Genomic DNA, 22416 nt, shown 5'->3' with positions numbered 1-22416 from the left:
TTAGTTAACTAAATAAAATTAATATAGAAGAAGGCGTTTAAACTGGACTGCAGTATTAAACGCCTTTTTTTATATTAATAAATTTCAAAATGTAGAGTTTATCCCACTCTTAAGGGGCAAGTAAGACCCCCACCTCAAAACGTAAGAAAATCGAGAAGTTTAGGTGGGGGATAAACTGCCCCTAAAGGTCCGATATAGAATAACTTTCATCAGTGAAGCTGATGATTAGTTATTCTTATGCCCGTGGTATAAGTTGAACTAACAATCAGTGGGGGATGAAGGAAAACCCCCAACTGATTGAAGTTCAGCTTTATTGTGGCTTGTATTTGGTGCATTAGGAATTCCTAAACATATCACTTGTAGTTTATAGTATACATTCCTAACTCTAGGTGAAGAGAACTCGTTCTAGCTTCGCTAGAACATCGGAAATTCAGATGGAGTCTCAACTCCACCTGAGTGGAAGTTCCCACCTACGCTACGCTTAGAGGTGGGGGGCTATGACCCTTAAGTTTTGATATTTCTCGTGTAGTTAGATAAGATTAGTACTATTTTCTTATGATTTGTGGTAAAAAACAAGTTACAATGGTTAGTGTAAGGGGAACTGATACTTTCGTCATGAGTTTCTACTGAGTCTATAGTTGGTAACTTAGGTTTTTAATCTAGAAATTGTTGAGGGTGATTTATTATGTCAGAAAAACTAAGACCATTTTATGATAAAACTGTTAAGTGTCCAGTCTGTTCTTTTACTTATACGACCACAAAAGTTCGATCTAGATTTATAAGAGTAGAAAAAATTGAAGCTGATTTTTTTACTAAATATAAAGATGAAGAACTAAATCCCGTATTTTATGAGGTTAGTGTTTGTAAAAAGTGTGGTTATGCATTTGCAGATACATTCTCGAATTCCTTTTCACCTACTATTATTGATAGTATTAAAAGTAAGATTACGAACAAATGGAAGGAAAGAGATTTTGGAAGTGAGCGTACAATTCAGCAAGTGATTGATACATATAAGTTAGCAATCCTATCGGGTTCAATTAAACAAGAAACGAGCGTAGTCTTAGCTGGAATAAGTTTAAGGTTAGCTTGGTTATACCGAATAATAAAAATTAAGGAGCAAGAACATCGATTTTTAAAACTTTCTTTAGAGAATTATAAAAATTCCTACGCAAATTCCGACTATAGTGGAACACAAATGACAGAGATGCGTTTGTTTTATCTAATTGGGGAATTAAGTAGACAAATTGGTGATCGAGACGGAGCGGTTAAGTTTTTTTCAAAAGTAATCAACCATAAAAACCGCTCTATGGAAAGTAAATTAGTAGAAATGGCTAGAGAACAATGGTATTTAATCCGAGAAAATGATAAAGTTATATAAAAGTATTTCCTATATGAATGATAACAGGTAGAAATAGTTAATAAAGTTTTTGCTGCTTTTGAATAGTGGTGATTATGTAAAGGGGAAGAATATGAACGCAAAACATGTTAATGCAATTTGTCGTGCTACTGAATCTATTTTTGTAAATCACTTTGGAGTAGAGGTTAAACCGCTTAAACCAAGAGTTCAGAATTCAGAGGTCTCTTCTAACCAAGTATCAGTTATTTTAGGAATTAATGGTCAATTAAATGGACAAATCATTTGTTCGTTGGATGTCCAAACTGCAAAAAACATTGTCGGTGTTATGATGGGTGGAATGACTATCGACGAGTTAGATGATATGGCATGGAGTGCCATTCAAGAGTTTGGTAATTGGGTAGCTGGAACTACAGCAACTGAACTATCTAAAGAAGACGTAATAATTGATGTAACACCGCCTATAATAAACGAGGGTACATCAAAGTACCGTTCGAGTAAATTGTTTATCACTGTCCCTTTACAAACTCAAATTGGTTTGTTAGATGTTCATATTTCAGTTAAAGAAGAAGGGCAATAATCATATATACATTATTTAAGGCTACAGTAAAAAAACTGTGGTCTTTTTGTGTTTTGATCAATCGTACTTGAAAAGTGTGGGGTATTTATTAGAAAAAGCAGATCAATTGGATAGATATTCTATTTATGTTTAAATTATTAGTAAGAACTAAGTTAAATAGTTGAAAAGGAGTTCTGAAAATGAAAGAAATTGATGTTTCAAAATACGAAAAGAAAATTGAGTTGAGAAATATAGCAAAAAATGACTTTCAGGAAATACTTCAACTACAGAAACAATGTTTTCCGAATATGGAACCTTGGAAAATTGAGCAATTAGAAAGTCATATAGAAATTTTTCCAGAAGGACAATTTTGTGTTGAGTATGACGGGAAAATTATTGGATCTTCTTCTAGTTTAATTGTTAATTTTGATGAATATGATGATCAACATACATGGGATGAGATAACTGATAATGGGTACATAACTAACCATGACCCGGAAGGTTATAATTTATATGGAATGGAGATCATGGTTCATCCAGAATTCCGAAGAATGAAAATTGGTAGAAGGTTGTATGAGGCTAGAAAAGATTTGGTAAGGAATTTAAATTTAAAAAGTATTATTATTGGAGGCAGAATTCCTAAATATTACGAATACGCTAACCAATATACCCCTAGGCAATATGTAGAAGAAGTGATCCATCACAATATTTATGATCCTGTTTTAACATTTCAAATTATGAATGGTTTTACATTAAAGCGAGTAAATAAAAATTATTTAGCTGATGATAATGCATCCATGAAATATGCAACATTAATGGAATGGAATAACGTAGATTACCAACCTATTAATTCAAAGCGCCACTTTAAAACTTCATTTCCTGTTAGAATTTGTGTCATCCAATATAGCATGAAAAAAATAGATTCCTTTGATGATTTTGCACAACAATGCGAATTCTATGTAGACGTAAGCTCGAGTTATCAGTCGGACTTTGCAGTTTTTCCAGAAATCTTTACAACACAGCTTTTATCTTTTATAGAGGAAAAATCACCGAGTCAGTCGATAAGAAGGCTTACAGAATTTACAGAAGAATACATATCACTATTTAATGGTCTTGCTGTAAAATATAACGTAAATATCATTGGTGGTTCACACTTTGTTGAGGAAGAAGGAAAAATCTATAATATTGCGTATTTATTTAGACGTGACGGTACAATTGAAAAACAATACAAACTACATGTTACTCCAAATGAAAGAAAGTACTGGGGGATAACTGGCGGAGATGAAGTGAAGGTTTTTGACACAGATTGTGGAAAAATCGCGATCCAAATTTGTTATGATATTGAGTTTCCAGAATTAGCCCGAATTGCTACAGACAAGGGTGCTAATATTATTTTTACCCCTTTTTGTACAGATGAACGACAAGGGTTTTTACGAGTAAAATATTGTGCTCAAGCAAGAGCTATTGAAAATCAAGTGTATACAGTCATTTCAGGAACTGTAGGTAATCTATCAGAGGCAGAAAATATGGATATTCAGTATGCACAATCAGCAATTTTTACACCATCTGATTTTACATTTCCTAGAGATGGAATTGAAGGTGAGTGTCCGACAAATATTGAAACGGTTATCGTTGGTGATGTTGATTTAGAAATCTTACGGAGACATCGAAAGTCGGGGAATGTTACACAATTAAAAGATCGAAGAAAGGATATTTACGAAATTAATTATAAGAAATAATACAAAAGCTCGCCAAACGGCGAGCTTTTGTAAAATATAATTATCACGTTTAATTAGTGGAATTTCCGTTCATCCTAGTCATAACGACAAGGGGTTGAATAATATGGAAATTTTTAATGAACAATTAAAGGAAAAAAAACTTTTTTTATCCATTTTGATTATTGCATTATTTTTTTATGTGATTTTGATAACTTCTATTTTTACCTACAGTAACATTGAGCCAATAGAGGAACTTCAAATAGAGCTACATGCATTAGTTTCACCAATAGTGGTAGGGAACGGGTCTACGCTTCAAGTGCTAGTTTACGATAAAAAGGAAGGGCCTATAGAAAAGGCTGCAGTAGCTATCCACTTAAGTGATGTTAATAATGTAACTGAACCTTTAAAACAAAATCTTAACTATATTGATAGTGGACTTTATGAAACGGAAGTTCAATTTTTACATTGGGGTAAATGGGATGCTGAAATTGAAGTGAAGGTAGGAAACCACCAATACAAAAAAAATCTCTCATTAATTGTAGCTAGGTAGTAATCTTTTTAGTATGATAGCTAATATCATAACTAAGGGAATTGGCGGTGTTAGTGTGGATTTTAATGGACAGAAAATATTACCTGCAGCTCATAACTTACGAGACTTAGAACAAATGGTCAATAGTAACTTAACGTATATTGTTTTGTTAAATAGTCACATCGGTCAACTCAAAAGTTTAGTACAATTAGCAAAGGGGAAAGGGAAAAAGCTCCTATTACATGCAGATTTAGTTCAAGGGTTACGAAACGATGAATATGCTGCTCAATTTTTATGTCAAGATATCAAACCAACAGGATTAATTTCTACAAGGAAAAATGTTGTACTAACTGCAAAGAAGCATGGTCTGATATCAGTTCAACGTTTATTTTTATTAGATTCAATTGCATTAGAGTCAAGTTATAAGTTGCTAGAAACTACAAAACCTGACTTTATTGAAGTATTACCTGGTGTGATGCCACATATTATTAATGAAGTTTATAAAAAAACAGGTATTCCTATCGTTGCAGGTGGGCTAATTAGGGAAAAGCGAGAAATCAACGAGGCGATTGAAGCAGGGGCAATAGCTTGTACGACTTCAAGGAAAGAATTATGGAAGGATTTTTAGACAAAAACCCTAATGTTGTTAGGATAACAACATTAGGGTTTTTGTCTGTTTATTTTACTTTTTTGTTTTGATATAACTTTTCTAGTAATTTGTAGCTGTTTAAACTTCAAAGAAATTTCAAAAAGATATTGACAGCGTTTTCACCTGGTGGTTTAATATAAATAAGTTAATATTTTGTGACGGAGATATGGAGATCAAAACAATTGCTTATTTAGTAAATTACTAGATAGGGTGTTTTTGGTCTCTTTTTTTGTTGTGAATTAGGAAAGTATTAATATTTAGTGAAAAATCGCATACCTCGATGCGGATTTTGAACTTTGTGTCAAAAGTTAAACTTTGGTTTTTACAAGCTATTTTTTTAAGCCGAAGTTTTACTATAAAAATAAAATTAAAGGGGGATGATTTATGTCGACATTTTTAGGTGAAGTAATAGGGACAATGATTTTGATTATTTTTGGTGGTGGAGTTGTAGCTGGTGTTGTGTTGAAAGGATCAAAATCAGAAAATTCAGGTTGGATTGTTATTACAATGGGGTGGGGACTTGGGGTCGCCACAGCAATTTATGCAGTAGGTGGTATTAGTGGAGCTCACTTAAATCCAGCTGTAACAATTGGACTTTCCTTAATTGGTGAGTTTGCTTGGTCACAAGTACCTAGTTATATTGCTGCACAAATGATTGGGGCTTTTATCGGAGCTACATTAGTATGGTTACATTACTATCCTCATTGGAAGGAAACAGAAGATCAAGGGGCAAAGTTAGCTGTTTTTTCAACTGGTCCTGCTATTCGTCATACACCAGCAAATCTTTTTAGTGAAATATTTGGGACATTTATTTTAGTTCTTGGAATATTAGCAATAGGGGCTAATCAATTTACAGAAGGTTTAAATCCATTAATCGTAGGTTTCTTAATTGTTGTAATCGGTTTATCCTTAGGTGGAACAACTGGTTATGCAATCAATCCTGCTCGTGATCTTGGACCACGTATTGCTCATTTTGTATTACCGATTGTAGGAAAAGGTCGATCTGATTGGAAATATGCGTGGATCCCGGTAGTTGGACCGATTATTGGTGGTGGATTAGGGGCGTTGTTTTACGAGGCAGCTTTTAGGGGGATTATACATTCTTCGATTTGGATTTTCTTAGGTGCATTTTTAATAGTCATGATAGGATCGATAGCTGCAAACAAAGCCTTAGTAAAAGATGTTGAAAAAAAGAACCTTGTAGCATAGACCACAAGGCATAACATAAGGTATTTAAAACTAATTATATGTTATTAATCATAACTATTCAATATTATAATATTAGGGGGAATTTCAATGGAGAAAAAATATATTTTATCATTAGACCAAGGTACAACTAGTTCAAGGGCTATTCTATTTAATAAAGCAGGCGAAATTGTTGCATCTGCACAAAAGGAATTCACCCAAATCTTTCCTAATCCAGGGTGGGTTGAACATAACGCTAATGAGATTTGGGGATCAATATTGAGCGTTATTGCTGAACTTTTATCAAAAACTGAAATAAAACCAATTGAAATTGCAGGTATTGGGATTACTAACCAAAGGGAAACGGCTGTTGTCTGGGAAAAAGAGACTGGTCATCCTGTTTATAATGCAATTGTTTGGCAATCTCGTCAAACAGTAGATATTTGTACAGAATTAAAAGCTCAAGGATATAGTGAAATTGTAAGGGATAAAACAGGTCTTTTAATTGATGCTTATTTTTCTGGAACAAAAGTGAAGTGGATTTTGGATAATGTCGAGGGTGTTAGGGAAAAAGCTGAAAACGGTGAATTGTTATTTGGAACTATTGATACATGGTTAATCTGGAAACTTTCCGGTGGAAAAACTCATGTGACGGATTATTCGAATGCTTCTCGTACGTTAATGTATAATATATATAATTTACAGTGGGATGACGAATTACTAGAAATGTTGACAGTACCTAAGTCAATGTTACCAGAGGTACGTCCTTCTTCAGAAATTTATGGTTATACAGTTGATTATCACTTTTTTGGAGAGAGCGTTCCAATTGCTGGAGTAGCAGGCGATCAGCAAGCGGCTTTATTTGGTCAGGCTTGCTTTGAAGAAGGTATGGCCAAAAACACATACGGAACCGGATGCTTTATGTTAATGAATACTGGAGAAAATGCAGTTAAATCTGAGCATGGTTTACTTACTACTTTAGCTTGGGGGATTGATGGAAAGGTAGAGTATGCTTTAGAAGGAAGTATTTTCGTAGCTGGGTCGGCAATACAATGGCTACGTGATGGGTTAAGAATGATAAAATCTGCATCAGAAAGTGAAAAGTATGCTATGAGTGTGGCCTCAACGGATGGCGTTTACATGGTTCCCGCATTTGTTGGGCTAGGAACACCTTATTGGGATAGTGAAGTTCGTGGTGCTATTTTTGGTTTAACTCGTGGAACAGAAAAGGAGCACCTTATTCGTGCAACTTTAGAGTCACTCGCGTATCAAACAAAAGACGTCTTAATGGCTATGGAAGCTGATTCTGGTATTCAATTAAAAACTCTACGGGTTGATGGTGGAGCAGTAGCAAATAATTTCTTAATGCAATTTCAATCTGATATTTTAGGAGTACCTGTTGAACGTCCAATTATTAATGAAACAACAGCTCTTGGTGCTGCGTATTTAGCTGGCTTAGCTGTGGAATTTTGGGAAGATCGTAATGAAATAGCAAATCAATGGAAAGTAGATCAAACCTTTGAAACAAATATGGAAAAGAAAGTACAAGAACAGCTTTATCAAGGTTGGAAGAAAGCAGTCGAAGCAACGACAACTTTTAAATTAAAATAGTATTCACAAAATGTTCAAAAAATGATAGGATAAAATTAAGTTAATAGATCGGTCGGAGAATAGGAGAGACCACAACACTCTGTTGCGAAATGCAGTAGAGCTGTTGTGGTCTTTTTGTATTTTTTGACTTCATAAAGGAGAGGTAATTATGGGGAAAAAGTTTTCAGGTAAAGAGCGTTCAAATATTTTACATGAAATGAGCAACAATGAGCTTGATTTACTAGTAATTGGAGGAGGAATAACTGGTGCAGGGATCGCGCTAGATGCACAAGTTCGAGGGATACGTACAGGACTAATTGAGATGCAAGATTTTGGAGCGGGAACTTCTAGTAGATCAACCAAACTTGTTCACGGCGGTTTGCGATACTTAAAACAGCTCGAAATAAAACTTGTTGCAGAAGTAGGGAAAGAACGAGCTATTGTTTTTGAAAATGCTCCTCATGTAACAAGTCCCGAGTGGATGCTTTTACCAATGATTGAAGGTGGAACATTCGGTAAATTTGCTACTTCCATTGGGTTAAAGGTATATGATTATTTAGCGGGTGTCAAAAAATCTGAACGTCGTTACATGTTAAACCGGGGAGAAACTATGGCAAAAGAGCCTCTACTACGTAAAGATAAATTAAAAGGTGGAGGAGTTTACGTAGAATATAAAACGGATGATGCTAGACTTACTTTAGAAATAATGAAAGAAGCTGTGGCTCGTGGTGTTTTAGCTGTAAACTATACAAAAGCTGATGGGTTTATTTATGAGAATGGTAAAGTGGTAGGAGTAACGGTAGTCGATCAGTTATCCGGAGAGGAAACGGTTATCCGAGCTAAAAAAATTGTTAATGCAGCTGGACCATGGGTAGATACACTTCGAGATAAGGATCAATCTAAAAAAGGTAAGTATTTATATTTAACAAAAGGTGTACATTTAGTTATTGACCAATCACGTTTTCCATTAAAGCAAGCAGTGTACTTTGATACTGAAAGCGATGGTAGAATGTGTTTTGCTATTCCTAGAGATGGAAAAACGTATGTAGGTACTACTGATACGTATTATAAGGATGATATTACTCATCCACGAATGACTGTAGAAGATCGTGATTATATTATTAGGGCTGTCAATTATATGTTTCCAGAAGTGAAACTAACGGTAGATGATATTGAGTCATGCTGGTCTGGGCTTCGTCCACTTATTCATGAAGAAGGGAAAAGTGCTTCTGAAATTTCAAGAAAAGACGAAATCTTTTTCTCGACATCTGGTCTTATTTCTATAGCTGGTGGGAAACTTACTGGTTATCGTAAAATGGCAGAAAGAATTGTTGATATTGTAGGGAAAGATTTAGGAGTGAATCACCCTTGTATTACAGATAAAATAAAACTTTCAGGTGGGGATCTCGGTGGCTCAGAAAATCTTCCTAAATTTTTAGAAGATAAAGTTAAGGAAGGGAAACGTTTAGGTTTATCTAACAAGGAAGCACGAAAGCTTGCAAAACTATATGGAACAAATGTTGATAAAGTGTTTGAAATTATTCGTTTGTCGGGTGAAAAGACTAAACAATATAATTTAAGCCCGGAAGTATTTGCTGCATTAGTTTATGGAATTGAAGAAGAAATGGTAGCTACACCTGTAGATTTCTTTAATCGCCGTACAAGTGCAATTTTCTTTAATATTAACTGGGTAAAGGAATGGAAAGGAGCTGTATTAAACTATATGAAAGATTACTATAACTGGTCATCTGAAGAACTTTTTTACTATAAAGATAAAGTAGAGGAAGAAATTGAGCATGCAACAGTGCCTGTTAATGAGAAATTACATTTAAGGAAAAATGCTTAATATATTGTATTTTGTTAGAAAGCGTGGCTGCTAATTAGAATGTTAGTAGTCACGCTATTTTAATAGTATCAGAATTTATAAATTTCTAACTTGGAAACTGTCTAGCTCCAGGCGCCATCGGCTCGATCACTTCAGTCAAGTTTCTGACTTCAATGACTGCTTGAGATCCTTGGTCGATTAGCTTCATGCAGCTTTGCTCCTGCGATTACTCGTCGCACGGAAAACAATTGCTCTTGGGCAAACGGAGTGGCACAGGAGCAGCTGCTCGTGACCAAGGCGCTTGCGCTTTTCTTAATTATATTTATATCGGACAAGAGAGCCGTTATTTGTGAACAAACCAGTGTTTTATCAAAGTAAGAGGACACCAGGTTCGCTATTTGGCTAGTTTTACTTCTTTTTTAGTAGATTTTAATGAAATAAGGAACCTGGTGTCCTTTTAAACAAGAATATGATCAAAATCAGCAAAATAAGGGCTTCTGTGTCCGCAAGAAAGCGAACTTTGCCCCCAAGGTAGAAACCTGCCCTCATTGCCAGTTGTTTAAAATAATAAACATCTAACCTCAAAAAAGAAATTGCCTCGTTTTTTATTTTTGATATAACATCCTTTTCATTAAACCCTAGAGGTACATTATCATATTGAAGTCTATCTATCATTTCACTAATCTCATACCATACAAGTAAATCATCAGGATAATCTAACTCTGCCGCAACAATTCGAAGAATACTTTAGCTAAGTGAAACATTTCTGGTTGATTATTAACCTTTATTATTTTGTAAATCTTATACAACCTTCACGCAAGAAACACTTAACTGTTTGTTCGTATAGTAACTACTGCATTACAAGTATGATAAATAATAACAGCAATATAGTTCTAATTAGGAAATAATTCAAGGGAATTTATAAACACATACTTAAATACATGCACGAAACAGTTCATATAACTTATGAAAATTTCTTCCCAGTAATTCTTCTGAGTAGTTTGCACAAATTATTCCAGTCTTCTGGATACTTGTTATCTCCGTATTTTTTTATGTAATCAGAATTTATAAATTTCTAACTTGGAAACTGTCTAGCGCAAGCAGCCTACGAGCTTGGTAACTTCAGTCAAGTTTCTGACTTCAATGACTTCCTCGATGTGATGTGAAAAGCTGTATTTTAATATTCATTTGCATAAAAAAAATAGTATCCTAAAAAATTTCCATTTTAAAAGGAGTTTTTAACATAAGTGTTGAAAATTATATATTATGACAAGGAACTGTTGTCATCATCCAGTAATAATTTGATAAAATGTTTCATGTAGTTAAAAAACTATCGAGAAGAGAGGTATTTGGCAATGGGTTGGAAAAGTACATATGAAGTTTGGGTTAATCATGAAGGTTTAGACAGCGAGTTAAAAGTGCAGCTTGAGCAAATGTCTGGTAATGATCAATTGATTGAGGATTGTTTTTATAAAAATTTAGAGTTCGGTACAGGTGGTATGAGAGGAGAAATTGGCGTTGGTACGAATCGTATGAATGTTTATACTATTCGTAAAGCAGCTGAAGGTTTAGCGCAATACATAATATCAAACGGTGCAACTGCAATGGAAAAAGGAGTAGCTATTGCATATGACAATCGTTTTAAATCAAAGGAATTCGCTTTAGAATCTGCCTTAACATTAGGTAAACATGGTATTAAAACATACTTATTTAAAAATCTACGTCCTACACCTGAATTATCTTTTGCAGTTCGAACTTTACAAGCATTTTCTGGAATTGTTATTACAGCAAGTCATAATCCTCCAGAGTATAATGGTTTTAAAGTTTATGGTGACGATGGGGCGCAATTAACACCAGATGCAGCAATAGAGTTAGTTCAGAAAGTTAATGAAGTAGAAAATGAGTTATTGGTTGAAATCGCTAACAAAGAAGAGTTGATCGATAGTGGACTACTTGTAATGATTGAAGAAGAGATTGATAATGAATATGTAGAGAAATTAAAGACTGTTGTAGTAAACGAAGAACTGGTACAAAAACATGGTCAGGATGTAAAAATAGTTTTTACACCACTACATGGAACAGCAACGTTACCAGTACAACGAGCGTTTGAAGCCGTTGGGTTTACTAACTACGAAATTATTGAGGAGCAAGCAATTCCGGATCCGAAATTTTCAACTGTTAAGTCACCTAATCCAGAAGAGCATGCAGCGTTTGAGATGGCTATCCAATATGGTGAGAAAAGCAATGCGGATGTATTAATCGCTACGGATCCTGATGCCGATCGTGTCGGAGTAGCAGTGAAAAATCCAGACGGGCAATATGTTGTATTAACAGGAAACCAAACGGGAGCACTAATGCTTGAATATTTACTTTCTCAAAAACAAAGTCAAGGTGTTTTACCTGAGAATGGGATTGTTATTAAAACAATTGTTACTTCAGAATTAGGTAGAGTGATCGCTAATCATTATAATTTAAGTGCATTAGACACATTAACAGGCTTTAAGTTTATCGGAGAAAAAATTAAAGAATATGAAGTAACTAAGGAGCATACTTTCTTATTTGGCTATGAGGAAAGCTATGGTTATTTAGTTAAAGATTTTGCTAGAGACAAAGATGCGATCCAGGCGGTATTATTGGCAGCTGAACTTGCGGCCTTTTATAAGTCGCAAAATAAAACAATGTATGAAGGTTTAATCGAAGTGTTTGAAAAATACGGATATTACTTAGAAGGCCTACATTCAATCACTTTAAAAGGTAAGACAGGTATCGAAAAAATGAATACGATTATTACTTCTTTAAGAGAGAATCCACCAACAGAGTTTGCTGGTATGAAGGTAGTATCTGTTGAAGATTATTTAACTAAGAAAAGAACGAAAGTTGAGTCTGGTTCAGTAGAAGATATTGATTTACCAAAATCAAACGTTCTTAAATACATTCTTGAGGGGGATTCGTGGGTTTGTGTACGTCCATCAGGTACTGAACCTAAAATTAAGTTTTATATGGGAACAACAAGTAGCTCATTAGCGCAAAGTAAAAATCAGCTTGAAGAGCTAAAGACAGCATTACTAGATCAAGTCCAACTGGTAAATTAGTCCTGTTTTCTAGTGGGATTTTATCGTTTCACAAAAAAGTTCATTATTTAGACATGGAATTATCTGTTTTCTGTAATATAATGAGAGAAGTGAAGGCACATAGATTTAAATCTATGTGCCTTCACTATGAAATTTTTGAAATATAGTACTTAAATAATGAAAAATAGTGTGATTTTTGTCACAGCATTAATTTGGAAATAATGTAAAATGAGATAAATAATATCTTTCAAGGTGGAGATTCTATTGACTTCAAAAAACATATTGAGGCTATATATAGAACATAAACGTACGATGATGATTAACGCTGCCTATGATTATGGGTTTAACGCAGAGATAACAATTCAGCATAGTCAAGAACTGGACGAGCTATTAAACAAATACTCTAGAATCATTATTGAAAAGCAGGAAAATGATTTACCTAGTTATCAATTTTAAATATATTATTTTTTATTTGTTGACAAATAAAAAACTCCCTGGTAATATATATTCTTGTGACTGACTTTTATATTTTTTGGAGGAATACCCAAGTCTGGCTGAAGGGATCGGTCTTGAAAACCGACAGGCGGGTTAAACCGCGCGGGGGTTCGAATCCCTCTTCCTCCGCCATATTCAATTTGGACCCGTGGTGTAGCGGTTAACATGCCTGCCTGTCACGCAGGAGATCGCCGGTTCGATCCCGGTCGGGTCCGCCATTTATTCTAAGCAAAAACGGCTCGGTAGCTCAGTCGGTAGAGCAGAGGACTGAAAATCCTCGTGTCGGCGGTTCGATTCCGTCCCGAGCCACCATTAATAATTATAATAACTAGCAAGTCCTTTTTTGAAATATGCCGGGGTGGTGGAATTGGCAGACACACAGGACTTAAAATCCTGCGGTAGGTGACTATCGTGCCGGTTCAAGTCCGGCCCTCGGTACTAACTCAAGAGAAACTTGGCTTGAGCCAAGTTTCTCTTGACCTAATCTTAGCAACATGCGCTCTTAGCTCAGCGACGAGTGAAACTTATCTGAACTAGCTACGAGTTGTCTCGACACAGCAAACTACGAAGCAAAGCTAGAAGAGGAAGAGACAGGATATCTACGGAGCGTAACATCGTCCGTAAGCTTCATGAAAAGCATCATTGGTAAAACAACATGCGCCCTTAGCTCAGCTGGATAGAGCATGGCACTTCTAATGCCAGGGTCGGGAGTTCGAATCTCTCAGGGCGCGCCATAATTGGAGATCGTTTGAGCATTAAAGAGAACTGATAATTTGGTTAGTTCTCTTTTTAATTTACAGATTAATTTTTGGATTGACCTAATTGTTAATCTACATAATATATAGAATTTTAGAAAGGTACACTACTAAAAAAAGTAGTGTACCTTTTTGATTAGATAAAAAGGTCATTTAAAAACGACACGCACAAAATAGCAAAAACGGTCAAAGTCGAGCATAAAAAGAGAAGCGTGCAGAATTATTGTATCTCGAAACCAATCAGGAATCGAACTTATTCATAATAATAGTCTTAAACAGAACATTGATAAGGTCATACTAAAATATATATTACACTTTACACTATGAATATGTTGGAAAAGTAATGACATACTAAAAGGGTATTAATTTTTGGTGGGGTGGTCTTGTGAAAAATGAGGAACTAAATTCAATTCTTATAGGAATTGATGTGGGTTCGACTACGGTTAAAGCTACCGTTGTAAATCCTATTAACAAACAAATTTTATGGTCTGATTATCAGAGGCATCATACAAAACAAGCAGAAATGGTATTAGAATTTTTAATTCGAATTGGTAATGAGTTTTCATACATAAATAGTGAAAACATTCGAGTTTTTATTACAGGTTCTGGTGGAAGTCCAATTGCTGAACATATTGGAGCAAAATTTGTTCAAGAAGTAAATGCGGTCACTATGACAGTCGAAGAATTACACCCAGATGTTGGTAGTGTTGTCGAGTTAGGTGGGCAGGACGCTAAAATTATTATCTTTAAAGAAAATGAAGAAACAGGAGATAAGCAAGCAATTACTTCGATGAACGATAAATGTGCTTCAGGAACTGGAGCTACCATTGATAAATGTATGATAAAAGTAGGTATGCCGGAGGAGAAAGTAGGAAAATTACATTTTGATGATTCGAAGTTACATCATGTAGCTGCGAAATGTGGTGTTTTTGCTGAAACTGATATTGTTAATTTAGTAAAAAGTAGTATACCTTCCTCTGAAATAATGTGTTCACTAGCAGATGCAATTGTTATGCAAAATTTATCTGTACTTACAAGAGGGAATACGTTGCGACATAAAGTCCTTTTACTAGGGGGACCAAACACTTATCTACCTTTCTTACAAGAGTGTTGGAGAAAACGTATTCCTGAAAGCTGGGACCAAAGAGGCTATGAATATCCTAAAGATGTTCCGATAGAAGAGTTAATTTTCATTCCGAAAAATGCTCAATATTACGCTGCGTTTGGAGCGGTCATGTATGGTATGCATGAACCAGCTGAAGTTGGAGTTTATAAAGGAATTGAGGAATTAAAAACCTTTATTTCTCACGGTAGAAAAGCAAAATTAGGGGAAAAAGCAGGGGCTCCTTTAGTAAAAAATGCAGAAGAGCTAGATAAATTTAGAATTGAATATAGCATTCCGAAATTTACACCAGTGCAATTTAAAGAAGGTCAAAAAATTCAAGCGGTTATTGGGTTAGATGGGGGATCAACCTCATCTAAAGCTGTCCTCGTAGATATGGAAGGAAATATTATATTAAAAGAATACCAACTATCAAAAGGTAACCCGATTGAAGATACTAGAGAGTTACTAGGAAAAATCCGTAACAAAATTTATGATAGTGGGGCTATTCTTGAAGTAATGGGATTTGGAGCAACTGGATATGCTGCAGACGTATTAGAAAGAACGTTAAATGCTGACGTTAATATCGTTGAAACTGTTGCCCATATGATGAGTGCTGTTCACTTTTTCGGTCATGTTGATGTTATATGTGACATTGGTGGACAAGACATAAAAGTTCTCTTTTTAAAAAATGGAGATATTCGTAATTTTCGTTTATCGAACCAATGTTCTGCAGGGAATGGCATGCTTTTACAAGCAATGGCTGATCAATTTGGTATCCCAATACAAGAGTATGCAGATGCTGCTTTTAGAGCAGATTTATCACCGAAATTTTCTTACGGGTGCGCCGTATTTTTAGATTCAGACCGTGTGAATTTTCAAAAAGAAGGGTATGCAAAAGAAGAATTATTAGCTGGTTTAGCTCTTGTATTACCGAAAAATGTGTGGCAGTACGTCGTTCAAGTACCAAGGATGGCGGAATTAGGTAGGAAGTTTGTACTTCAAGGTGGTACCCAACATAACTTAGCTGCCGTAAAAGCACAAGTCGATTACATAAAAGAACGTGTGCCGGATGCTGAAGTATTTGTACACCCTCACACAGGGGAAGCAGGTGCGATTGGGGCTGCAATGGAAACAATTCGTGTTGTAAAAAGAAGAGGGTACTCAACGTTCCTCGGTTTAGAATCTGCTATTGGAATGACCTACGAATCACGAAATGATGAATCGACTCGTTGCAACTTTTGTCCTAACTTATGTAGTCGGACGTTTATTGATACACAGACTCCTGATGGCCAAACCGCTCGTTATATTTCAGGTTTTAGTTGTGAAAAAGGAACGGTTGAAGATAAAGATGCATTAATAGCTTTGACAAAAGAGCGGAATCAACTAAAAAAACATTATCCCAACTTAGTGGATTATGAAGCAAAAAGAATGTATAAACATTTTTATGAGCCTAGATCTTTACCTAGTAAAACAACTATGATTCAGGATGTAAAAGTAAAATCATCAATGTTTGGATTAGGGACAAAAAAGGTTACTTATACGAGAACGTTTCAACGTTCTTCTGAAACGGCAATAGAACATCGGAAAAATTTACGTATTGGTATTCCAAAGGTACTTAATATTTGGTCAACCGCACCATTTTGGCGAACCTATTTTGAGGCACTAGGTGTACCAGAGAAAAATATTGTTTTTAGTGATTTTACAAGTGAGGAAATGTGGCAAGCTGGTGGAAAATACGGTTCAATTGATCCGTGTTATCCTTCAAAGGTTGCTCAAGCCCACATTCATAATTTACTTTTTAAACATCACAAAGAAAATAAGCCACTAGATGGCATCTTTTTTCCTTGTATTACTCATATCGATAGCCATATGAAAAATGTCATTGATTCTGCGAGTTGTCCAATTGTAGCTGGAGCTCCAAATGTAATTAAAGCTGCGTTTACAAAAGAAACAGACTTTTTTAAAGAAAGAAATATACAGTATTTCGACCCAGCAGTCACTTTTACTGAACCTAACTTACTAAAGAAACAGTTATTTGAAGCGTTTGAATCGTTCTTACAAATAACCGAAGATGAAAGTGATTTTGCAGCAGACGAAGCAACGAAAGCAATGCGTGAGTTTGATGCAGAAATGCAGCAAAAAGGTAAGGAAATATTAGAACTGGTAGAAGCTGAAAATCGAGTAGCCATCTTAATGATAGGAAGACCATATCACTCTGATCCAGGCTTAAATCATGGTGTTTTGGATGAATTTCAGGTGTTAGGTTATCCGATTTTATCGATGCGTTCTATACCGAAAGATGAAGCTTGGTTAAAGAGATTTTTTAAAGAGGATCTAGAAAGTAAAAAAGTCGATTATGCGTTGGATGTTACAGATGTTTGGCCGGAAAACTTTAGCTCTAATAGTGTACAAAAGGTTTGGGCTGCAAAATTTGCGGCACGTCACCCACATGTAGCAGTCTTGGACTTATCTAGCTTTAAGTGTGGTCATGATGCACCGACGTATGGTTTGATTGATTCGATCATATCAACAGCTGGAACTCCGTATTCCGCTTTACATGATATTGATGCCAATAAACCAAGTGGGTCGATAAAAATTCGTGTGAAAACTTATGCTCATAGCCTAAGTTTAAATGAAGAACGCCTGCAAGATTTAGCAAGGAAAAAAGAAGAATTAGAAAAATTAATTGAGAAAAAGCGAAAATCGCTTGAAAGAAACCAAATTCTTCAATCGATAGATGAGCTATCTAGAAAGAAAGCTCAATCCTAAAAAACTTAAAGGAGACTTCTAAAATGAAAAAGCAGGTTAGTAATGTTGAAAAAAACTTTGAAGAAGAGCTATTTCGTTACAGAGAAGAACAAGAGGTTGCTTTAGGTCTGAATGAAACGAAAAAACACTGGTTTGATCCAGTACCAAGACAGTTTTTTGCAAAAGATAAAGATTCTACAACGATATTGTTTGGTGGTCTTACTATGGCTCACGATTATTTAGTGGCGGGTGGATTAAAAGGTATTGGTTATAATGTTGCTCATCTTGAATGCCCAGATACTGAAGCATTACGTTTCGGAAAAGAATTTGGAAACCGCGGGCAATGTAACCCAACTTATTTTACAGTAGGAAATTTAATTAAACATTTAACGTATTTAAGAGATGTAGAAGGTAAAACGAAAGAAGAAATAGTAAAAAAATATCTTTTTGTAACAAGCGGATCTTGTGGACCATGTCGGTTTGGGACATATGTGACTGAATATCGAAAGGCGCTTCGTGATGCTGGTTTTGATGGATTTCGAGTCTTACTCTTTCAACAACAAAGTGGCTTGAAACAAGCAACTGGGGAAGAATCTGCTTTAAAGCTTGATAGTTCATTTTTCATTACGTTTTTAAAAGCGGTATTAATAGGTGATATTTTAAATGCGATAGGCTACCGAATTCGCCCGTATGAAGTAACTCCTGGGACGACAAATGCTGCGTTAGAAAGATGTAAAACACTTTTATATGATGCCTTTAGTGAAAGGAAATCAATTATAAAGTCACTATATAACTGTCGTAAAATTCTAGAAGCCGTTAAGGTAGACCGAAGTATCGTTAAACCGAAAGTAAGTATCATTGGGGAATTTTGGGCGATGACAACTGAGGGCGATGGAAACTATCAACTACAGAAGTTTTTAGAAGAGGAAGGCGCTGAAGTTGATGTACAATCATTGACAGCATGGATCTTGTTCTTAATTTGGGAAGGACGTTACGATACAAAGAAGCGTATGCAGTTGCGTAAAGATGATGAAGGTCGTTTCGGATTAAAGGGAAAAAATCCTGTTAAGCGTTTAGCGTTATTAAAAATAGCGGACTTCACGGTTAAGGCATGGTTTCAAGCCTATGCAAAAATTATTGGTTTACATGATTATCACTTACCAGATATGGATGAGGTTGCAAGCGTAGCTAACAAACACTATAATAATCAGCTCCGAGGTGGCGAAGGACATATGGAAGTGGGAAAATTAATATTAAATGTTATGAAAAAGAAGGTTAATATGACGATCTCAGTGAAACCATTTGGTTGTATGCCTTCATCGGGAGTATCAGATGGAGTTCAATCGTTAATCACAGAAAGATACCCGGAGGCTATTTTTCTTCCAATTGAAACGACAGGAGATGGAGCCGTAAATGTTTATAGTCGTATTCAAATGATGTTGTTTAAGGCAAAACAAGCAGCACAAAAAGAATTTTCAGAAGCCCTTGCTTTTAAAGGGTTAGATGAAGAGTCGCTACGTTCAGTACATGCTTCCAAAAGGACTCATTCGCTAGCTACAAGTAATCATGTTGTTGCTTGTACTGCAGCTAATATGGTTTACGGGGTTAATCGCTTTATGAAACACTTTTCTCCTAAAAGTACGAAACTTGAAGGAGCTAAATGATATTTTAAACAAGAGGTGGTTACGGATTCAAATTAATTCGTGCCACCTTTTTGCTATTTTTAGGAATTGTCTACCAATATCTTAATCAAATTTTAGACATCCCTCATCATTTTCGTTTTCCTATCATAAATTGTGATAAGAACATTCGAGGGAGGGAAATAACTTATGACAGATGACCGTGAATTATTAAAGGCTATTGATGAAATTACCGAGATTGCAGAAGGTTTTGGATTAGATTTTTATCCAATGAGATATGAAATATGTCCGGCCGATATTATTTATACGTTTGGAGCATACGGAATGCCAACGCGCTTTGCGCATTGGAGTTTTGGGAAGCAATTCCATAAGATGAAACTTCATTACGATTTAGGACTCAGCAAAATTTATGAATTGGTTATTAATTCAAATCCTTGTTATGCTTTTTTATTAGACACAAATTCACTTATTCAAAACAAGTTAATTATTGCCCACGTATTGGCTCACTGTGACTTTTTTAAAAATAATGTGAGGTTTTCTAATACTAGACGTGATATGGTTGAGAGTATGACAGCGACAGCAGAACGTATATCTCATTATGAAATGGTCCACGGAAAAGATGAAGTGGAAACATTTTTAGATGCTGTTCTCTCCATCCAAGAACATATTGATCCAAGTCTAGTACGACCAAAGTTAGCGTGGTCTCTAGACGATTTAGAAGAGGAAGAAACACCTACAGAAACTCCTTATGATGATTTGTGGAATTTGGAGAAAAAAGATGTTGCACCAATACAAAGAAAAAAGAAAAAGAAATTCCCTCCTCAACCAGAAAAGGATATTCTATTATTCATTGAAGAATATAGTAGAGAACTTGAACCTTGGCAAAGAGATATACTAACAATGATGAGAGAAGAAATGCTTTATTTCTGGCCACAACTAGAAACAAAAATTATGAACGAAGGCTGGGCTTCTTATTGGCATCAACGAATTTTACGTGAACTAGATCTTACTTCTGATGAATCGATCGAATTTGCTAAATTAAATGCTGGTGTTGTACAGCCATCCAAAACATCGATAAATCCGTATTACCTTGGCTTGAAGATCTTTGAGGATATCGAAGAGAGGTACAACAATCCAACAGAAAAAATGAAGAAATTAGGTGTTGAGCCAAACAGTGGGCGTGAAAAAATGTTTGAAGTACGAGAAATTGAATCGGACATTTCGTTTATTAGAAACTATTTAACAAAGGATTTAGTGTTACGAGAAGATATGTACCTGTTCCAAAAACAAGGTCGTGATTATAAAATTGTTGATAAACAGTGGCAGGAAGTACGTGATCAATTAGTCAATATGCGTGTTAACGGTGGCTTCCCGTTCATCTCTGTTACAGACGGTGATTATTTGAAAAATGGTGAGCTATATTTAACGCATTACTACGAGGGAATTGAACTTGATGTCAAATATCTAGAAAAAGTAATGCCTTATATTCATCAACTATGGGGCCGAACAGTACACATAGAAACATGTGTATCAGAAAAACAAATTGTGTTTATTTATGACGGTAAGAAAATTCATAGAAGGTATTTATAGGAGAAATAGGCTGTCTCAAGGGAGGCAGCCTATTTTATTTAGAAACAACATAAATATGAAAACTTTATAGTAATTTCCCTCATAGTAAGTAAGGTATAAAAAATAATGCCCTACACAAGATAAAGTAGACTTTTAAAAAAGGGAGAAATTACTATGAAAAAACAACAAAAGGTTAGACTTCGGTTAACGATGATTACTTTAATGCTGTTTACTCTTTTTGTAAATGGTACTATAACGGTCATTGCGCAATACGAAAAAGTTCCAACGGCTGGAATAGAAATTAATGGCGAAGTGGTTGACGGTATTGACCCGATCATTTTAGATGGGGATTATTACCTTCCTCTAGTGAATTTATCAAAAATATTAGGGTATAATCATATCCAATTTGAAGAAGGAACATTGACATACGACGTGACCGATGGTTCTTCTTCGATAAGAGCCACAATGGGTGGGACTAAAGCCAAAAAAGGTGATGAGTACATAAACATTGAGCCGCCGAGGTGGATAAATAAAACTGCATATGTGTCATTAAATGCCGCTAGTTCATTGTTTAATGCTTATATTACTTTCAAACCAGAAAATGGTTCAATTCAAGTACAAAAACCAGCACAGCATTATGTAGTACAAAGTGGAGATTCGTTATGGGCAATTTCACAAGCACACCATACGACCGTCCATGATTTAAAAACAATAAATAACTTGAAATCGAATATTATTTTTAGTGGTCAGAAATTGAAAATCCCTGCTAAGGAAAAAACAAAAGAAATAGAGCCTATCCGTGAAAAAGAACCGGTTGATAGTTGGGATAGAAATGAAACAGTTGAAGTTCATAGAGAAAAGCTACTTAATCAAGCAACTCAGTTTATTGGTGCCGGATATAAGTTTGGAGCAACACTTGATGAAGCGCCACATCTTTTTGACTGTTCTTCATATACTCAACTAGTATTTAAGTATGTCGGTATTGATATCCCCCGTGTGTCTAGAGATCAAGCGAGAAAAGGAAGGTATGTAACGGATTTAAAAGCAGGGGATTTGATGTTCTTTACAAATAATGAACTATACTCAGACGGTAGAGTTGGACATGTTGGAATTTACATGGGGGATGGTAGCATGATTCATGCTTCTACTTCACTGGGAGTTGATATTACGGACAATGTATTAGGAAATCCTTATTGGGGAGCTAATTATTTATTCTCAAAAAGAATAATTGAATAATTAAGTAGAACTGCTTACTGTTTTTTACAAAACGAGGTTATATCATTTTCAGTGAGTTATTTAGGTGGTTTTTATTAGTAAAAAAGTAGTGGTTGATCACTTTGTATCAATCACTACTTTTTATTTTTGGATCTAGCATTGCATAATTTAGTAAGGGACCAAAATTAAGAAGGAATATAGGGAATGGATATCTTGAGGTATTCATTTAAGCAGACATCTAATTCTTGACTACTTTTAATCGTATCAGGATGAGTAACCCCTTTTAACTGAGCTGTAGAAACCATCAATGCACGTAGTGAGTTTATTTTCATTTCTAATTTACTTTTAAGTAGTTCTATTTTAATAACTTATCGCCTAATGGATAAATGAACTTAATTTTTAGACAACA

15 protein-coding genes and 5 tRNA genes are annotated in these 22416 nt (G+C 35.2%); 19 read left to right on the top strand and 1 reads right to left on the bottom strand.

Annotation, left to right across the window (positions count from 1 at the left end):
- Nucleotides 1-685: 685 nt before the first annotated feature.
- From BKP45_RS01210 to BKP45_RS01115, 19 genes are all read left to right on the top strand, one after another.
- A complete protein-coding gene (locus BKP45_RS01210) occupies nt 686-1378 on the top strand; it encodes a DUF2225 domain-containing protein (RefSeq protein WP_071388037.1) in 693 nt (230 codons plus the stop codon).
- 91 nt (nt 1379-1469) lie between these two features.
- The gene (locus BKP45_RS01205; protein WP_071388036.1) at nt 1470-1934 is read left to right on the top strand and encodes a chemotaxis protein CheX; all 465 of its coding nucleotides are present in this window, start codon (nt 1470-1472) and stop codon (nt 1932-1934) included.
- Nucleotides 1935-2113: 179 nt separating this feature from the next.
- Complete coding sequence (locus BKP45_RS01200) at nt 2114-3652, top strand: bifunctional GNAT family N-acetyltransferase/carbon-nitrogen hydrolase family protein (RefSeq protein ID WP_071388035.1); 1539 nt, start codon at nt 2114-2116, stop codon at nt 3650-3652.
- Nucleotides 3653-3755: 103 nt separating this feature from the next.
- Nucleotides 3756-4181, top strand: coding sequence for a hypothetical protein (locus BKP45_RS01195; protein WP_071388034.1), 426 nt, complete (start codon nt 3756-3758; stop codon nt 4179-4181).
- 55 nt (nt 4182-4236) lie between these two features.
- On the top strand, nt 4237-4788 hold the full coding sequence (locus BKP45_RS01190) for a glycerol-3-phosphate responsive antiterminator (protein ID WP_071389002.1): 552 nt from the start codon (nt 4237-4239) through the stop codon (nt 4786-4788).
- A gap of 405 nt (nt 4789-5193) precedes the next feature.
- Entirely contained in the window at nt 5194-6018 is an 825-nt protein-coding gene (locus BKP45_RS01185) for an MIP/aquaporin family protein (protein ID WP_071388033.1), read from the top strand.
- An 87-nt stretch (nt 6019-6105) separates the two neighbouring features.
- Entirely contained in the window at nt 6106-7605 is a 1500-nt protein-coding gene (gene glpK / locus BKP45_RS01180) for a glycerol kinase GlpK (protein WP_071388032.1), read from the top strand.
- 148 nt (nt 7606-7753) lie between these two features.
- Nucleotides 7754-9430: a glycerol-3-phosphate dehydrogenase/oxidase gene (locus tag BKP45_RS01175; protein WP_071388031.1), complete on the top strand. Its 1677-nt coding sequence runs from the start codon at nt 7754-7756 to the stop codon at nt 9428-9430.
- A 1334-nt stretch (nt 9431-10764) separates the two neighbouring features.
- Entirely contained in the window at nt 10765-12501 is a 1737-nt protein-coding gene (locus tag BKP45_RS01165; protein ID WP_071388029.1) for a phospho-sugar mutase, read from the top strand.
- A gap of 243 nt (nt 12502-12744) precedes the next feature.
- Nucleotides 12745-12936, top strand: a complete 192-nt coding sequence (locus BKP45_RS01160) for an aspartyl-phosphate phosphatase Spo0E family protein (RefSeq protein WP_071388028.1) — start codon at nt 12745-12747, stop codon at nt 12934-12936.
- A gap of 78 nt (nt 12937-13014) precedes the next feature.
- Nucleotides 13015-13107 (top strand) — tRNA-Ser (locus BKP45_RS01155).
- A gap of 10 nt (nt 13108-13117) precedes the next feature.
- Nucleotides 13118-13193: transfer RNA gene (locus tag BKP45_RS01150), tRNA-Asp, on the top strand.
- A gap of 18 nt (nt 13194-13211) precedes the next feature.
- A tRNA-Phe gene (locus BKP45_RS01145) sits at nt 13212-13287 on the top strand.
- A 40-nt stretch (nt 13288-13327) separates the two neighbouring features.
- Nucleotides 13328-13413: transfer RNA gene (locus BKP45_RS01140), tRNA-Leu, on the top strand.
- A gap of 219 nt (nt 13414-13632) precedes the next feature.
- Nucleotides 13633-13709, top strand: a tRNA-Arg gene (locus tag BKP45_RS01135).
- Nucleotides 13710-14115: 406 nt separating this feature from the next.
- The gene (locus BKP45_RS01130) at nt 14116-17604 is read left to right on the top strand and encodes a BadF/BadG/BcrA/BcrD ATPase family protein (RefSeq protein ID WP_071388027.1); all 3489 of its coding nucleotides are present in this window, start codon (nt 14116-14118) and stop codon (nt 17602-17604) included.
- Between the two features lie 23 nt (nt 17605-17627).
- Nucleotides 17628-19247, top strand: coding sequence for a 2-hydroxyglutaryl-CoA dehydratase (locus BKP45_RS01125; RefSeq protein ID WP_071388026.1), 1620 nt, complete (start codon nt 17628-17630; stop codon nt 19245-19247).
- A 165-nt stretch (nt 19248-19412) separates the two neighbouring features.
- Nucleotides 19413-20813, top strand: a complete 1401-nt coding sequence (locus BKP45_RS01120) for a SpoVR family protein (protein WP_071388025.1) — start codon at nt 19413-19415, stop codon at nt 20811-20813.
- 153 nt (nt 20814-20966) lie between these two features.
- Nucleotides 20967-22028: a C40 family peptidase gene (locus tag BKP45_RS01115; protein ID WP_071388024.1), complete on the top strand. Its 1062-nt coding sequence runs from the start codon at nt 20967-20969 to the stop codon at nt 22026-22028.
- Nucleotides 22029-22192: 164 nt separating this feature from the next.
- Here BKP45_RS01115 and BKP45_RS21345 read toward each other — a convergent pair whose 3' ends face one another.
- Entirely contained in the window at nt 22193-22339 is a 147-nt protein-coding gene (locus tag BKP45_RS21345; protein ID WP_084787507.1) for an aspartyl-phosphate phosphatase Spo0E family protein, read from the bottom strand.
- Between the last annotated feature and the right edge of the window lie 77 nt (nt 22340-22416).

The sequence above is a fragment of the Anaerobacillus alkalidiazotrophicus genome (genome assembly GCF_001866055.1).
The sequence above is the reverse complement of the archived record's forward strand: the minus strand, read 5'-3'. Positions and strand labels throughout refer to the sequence as shown.

Coding starts and splice junctions, on each gene's coding strand:
- BKP45_RS01200 (WP_071388035.1), top strand. CDS start 2,114: ATGAAAGAAATTGATGTTTCAAAATACGAAAAGAAAATTGAGTTGAGA.
- BKP45_RS01185 (WP_071388033.1), top strand. CDS start 5,194: ATGTCGACATTTTTAGGTGAAGTAATAGGGACAATGATTTTGATTATT.
- glpK (WP_071388032.1), top strand. CDS start 6,106: ATGGAGAAAAAATATATTTTATCATTAGACCAAGGTACAACTAGTTCA.
- BKP45_RS21345 (WP_084787507.1), bottom strand. CDS start 22,339: ATGAAAATAAACTCACTACGTGCATTGATGGTTTCTACAGCTCAGTTA.
- BKP45_RS01205 (WP_071388036.1), top strand. CDS start 1,470: ATGAACGCAAAACATGTTAATGCAATTTGTCGTGCTACTGAATCTATT.
- BKP45_RS01210 (WP_071388037.1), top strand. CDS start 686: ATGTCAGAAAAACTAAGACCATTTTATGATAAAACTGTTAAGTGTCCA.
- BKP45_RS01125 (WP_071388026.1), top strand. CDS start 17,628: ATGAAAAAGCAGGTTAGTAATGTTGAAAAAAACTTTGAAGAAGAGCTA.
- BKP45_RS01115 (WP_071388024.1), top strand. CDS start 20,967: ATGAAAAAACAACAAAAGGTTAGACTTCGGTTAACGATGATTACTTTA.
- BKP45_RS01165 (WP_071388029.1), top strand. CDS start 10,765: ATGGGTTGGAAAAGTACATATGAAGTTTGGGTTAATCATGAAGGTTTA.
- BKP45_RS01195 (WP_071388034.1), top strand. CDS start 3,756: ATGGAAATTTTTAATGAACAATTAAAGGAAAAAAAACTTTTTTTATCC.
- BKP45_RS01175 (WP_071388031.1), top strand. CDS start 7,754: ATGGGGAAAAAGTTTTCAGGTAAAGAGCGTTCAAATATTTTACATGAA.
- BKP45_RS01120 (WP_071388025.1), top strand. CDS start 19,413: ATGACAGATGACCGTGAATTATTAAAGGCTATTGATGAAATTACCGAG.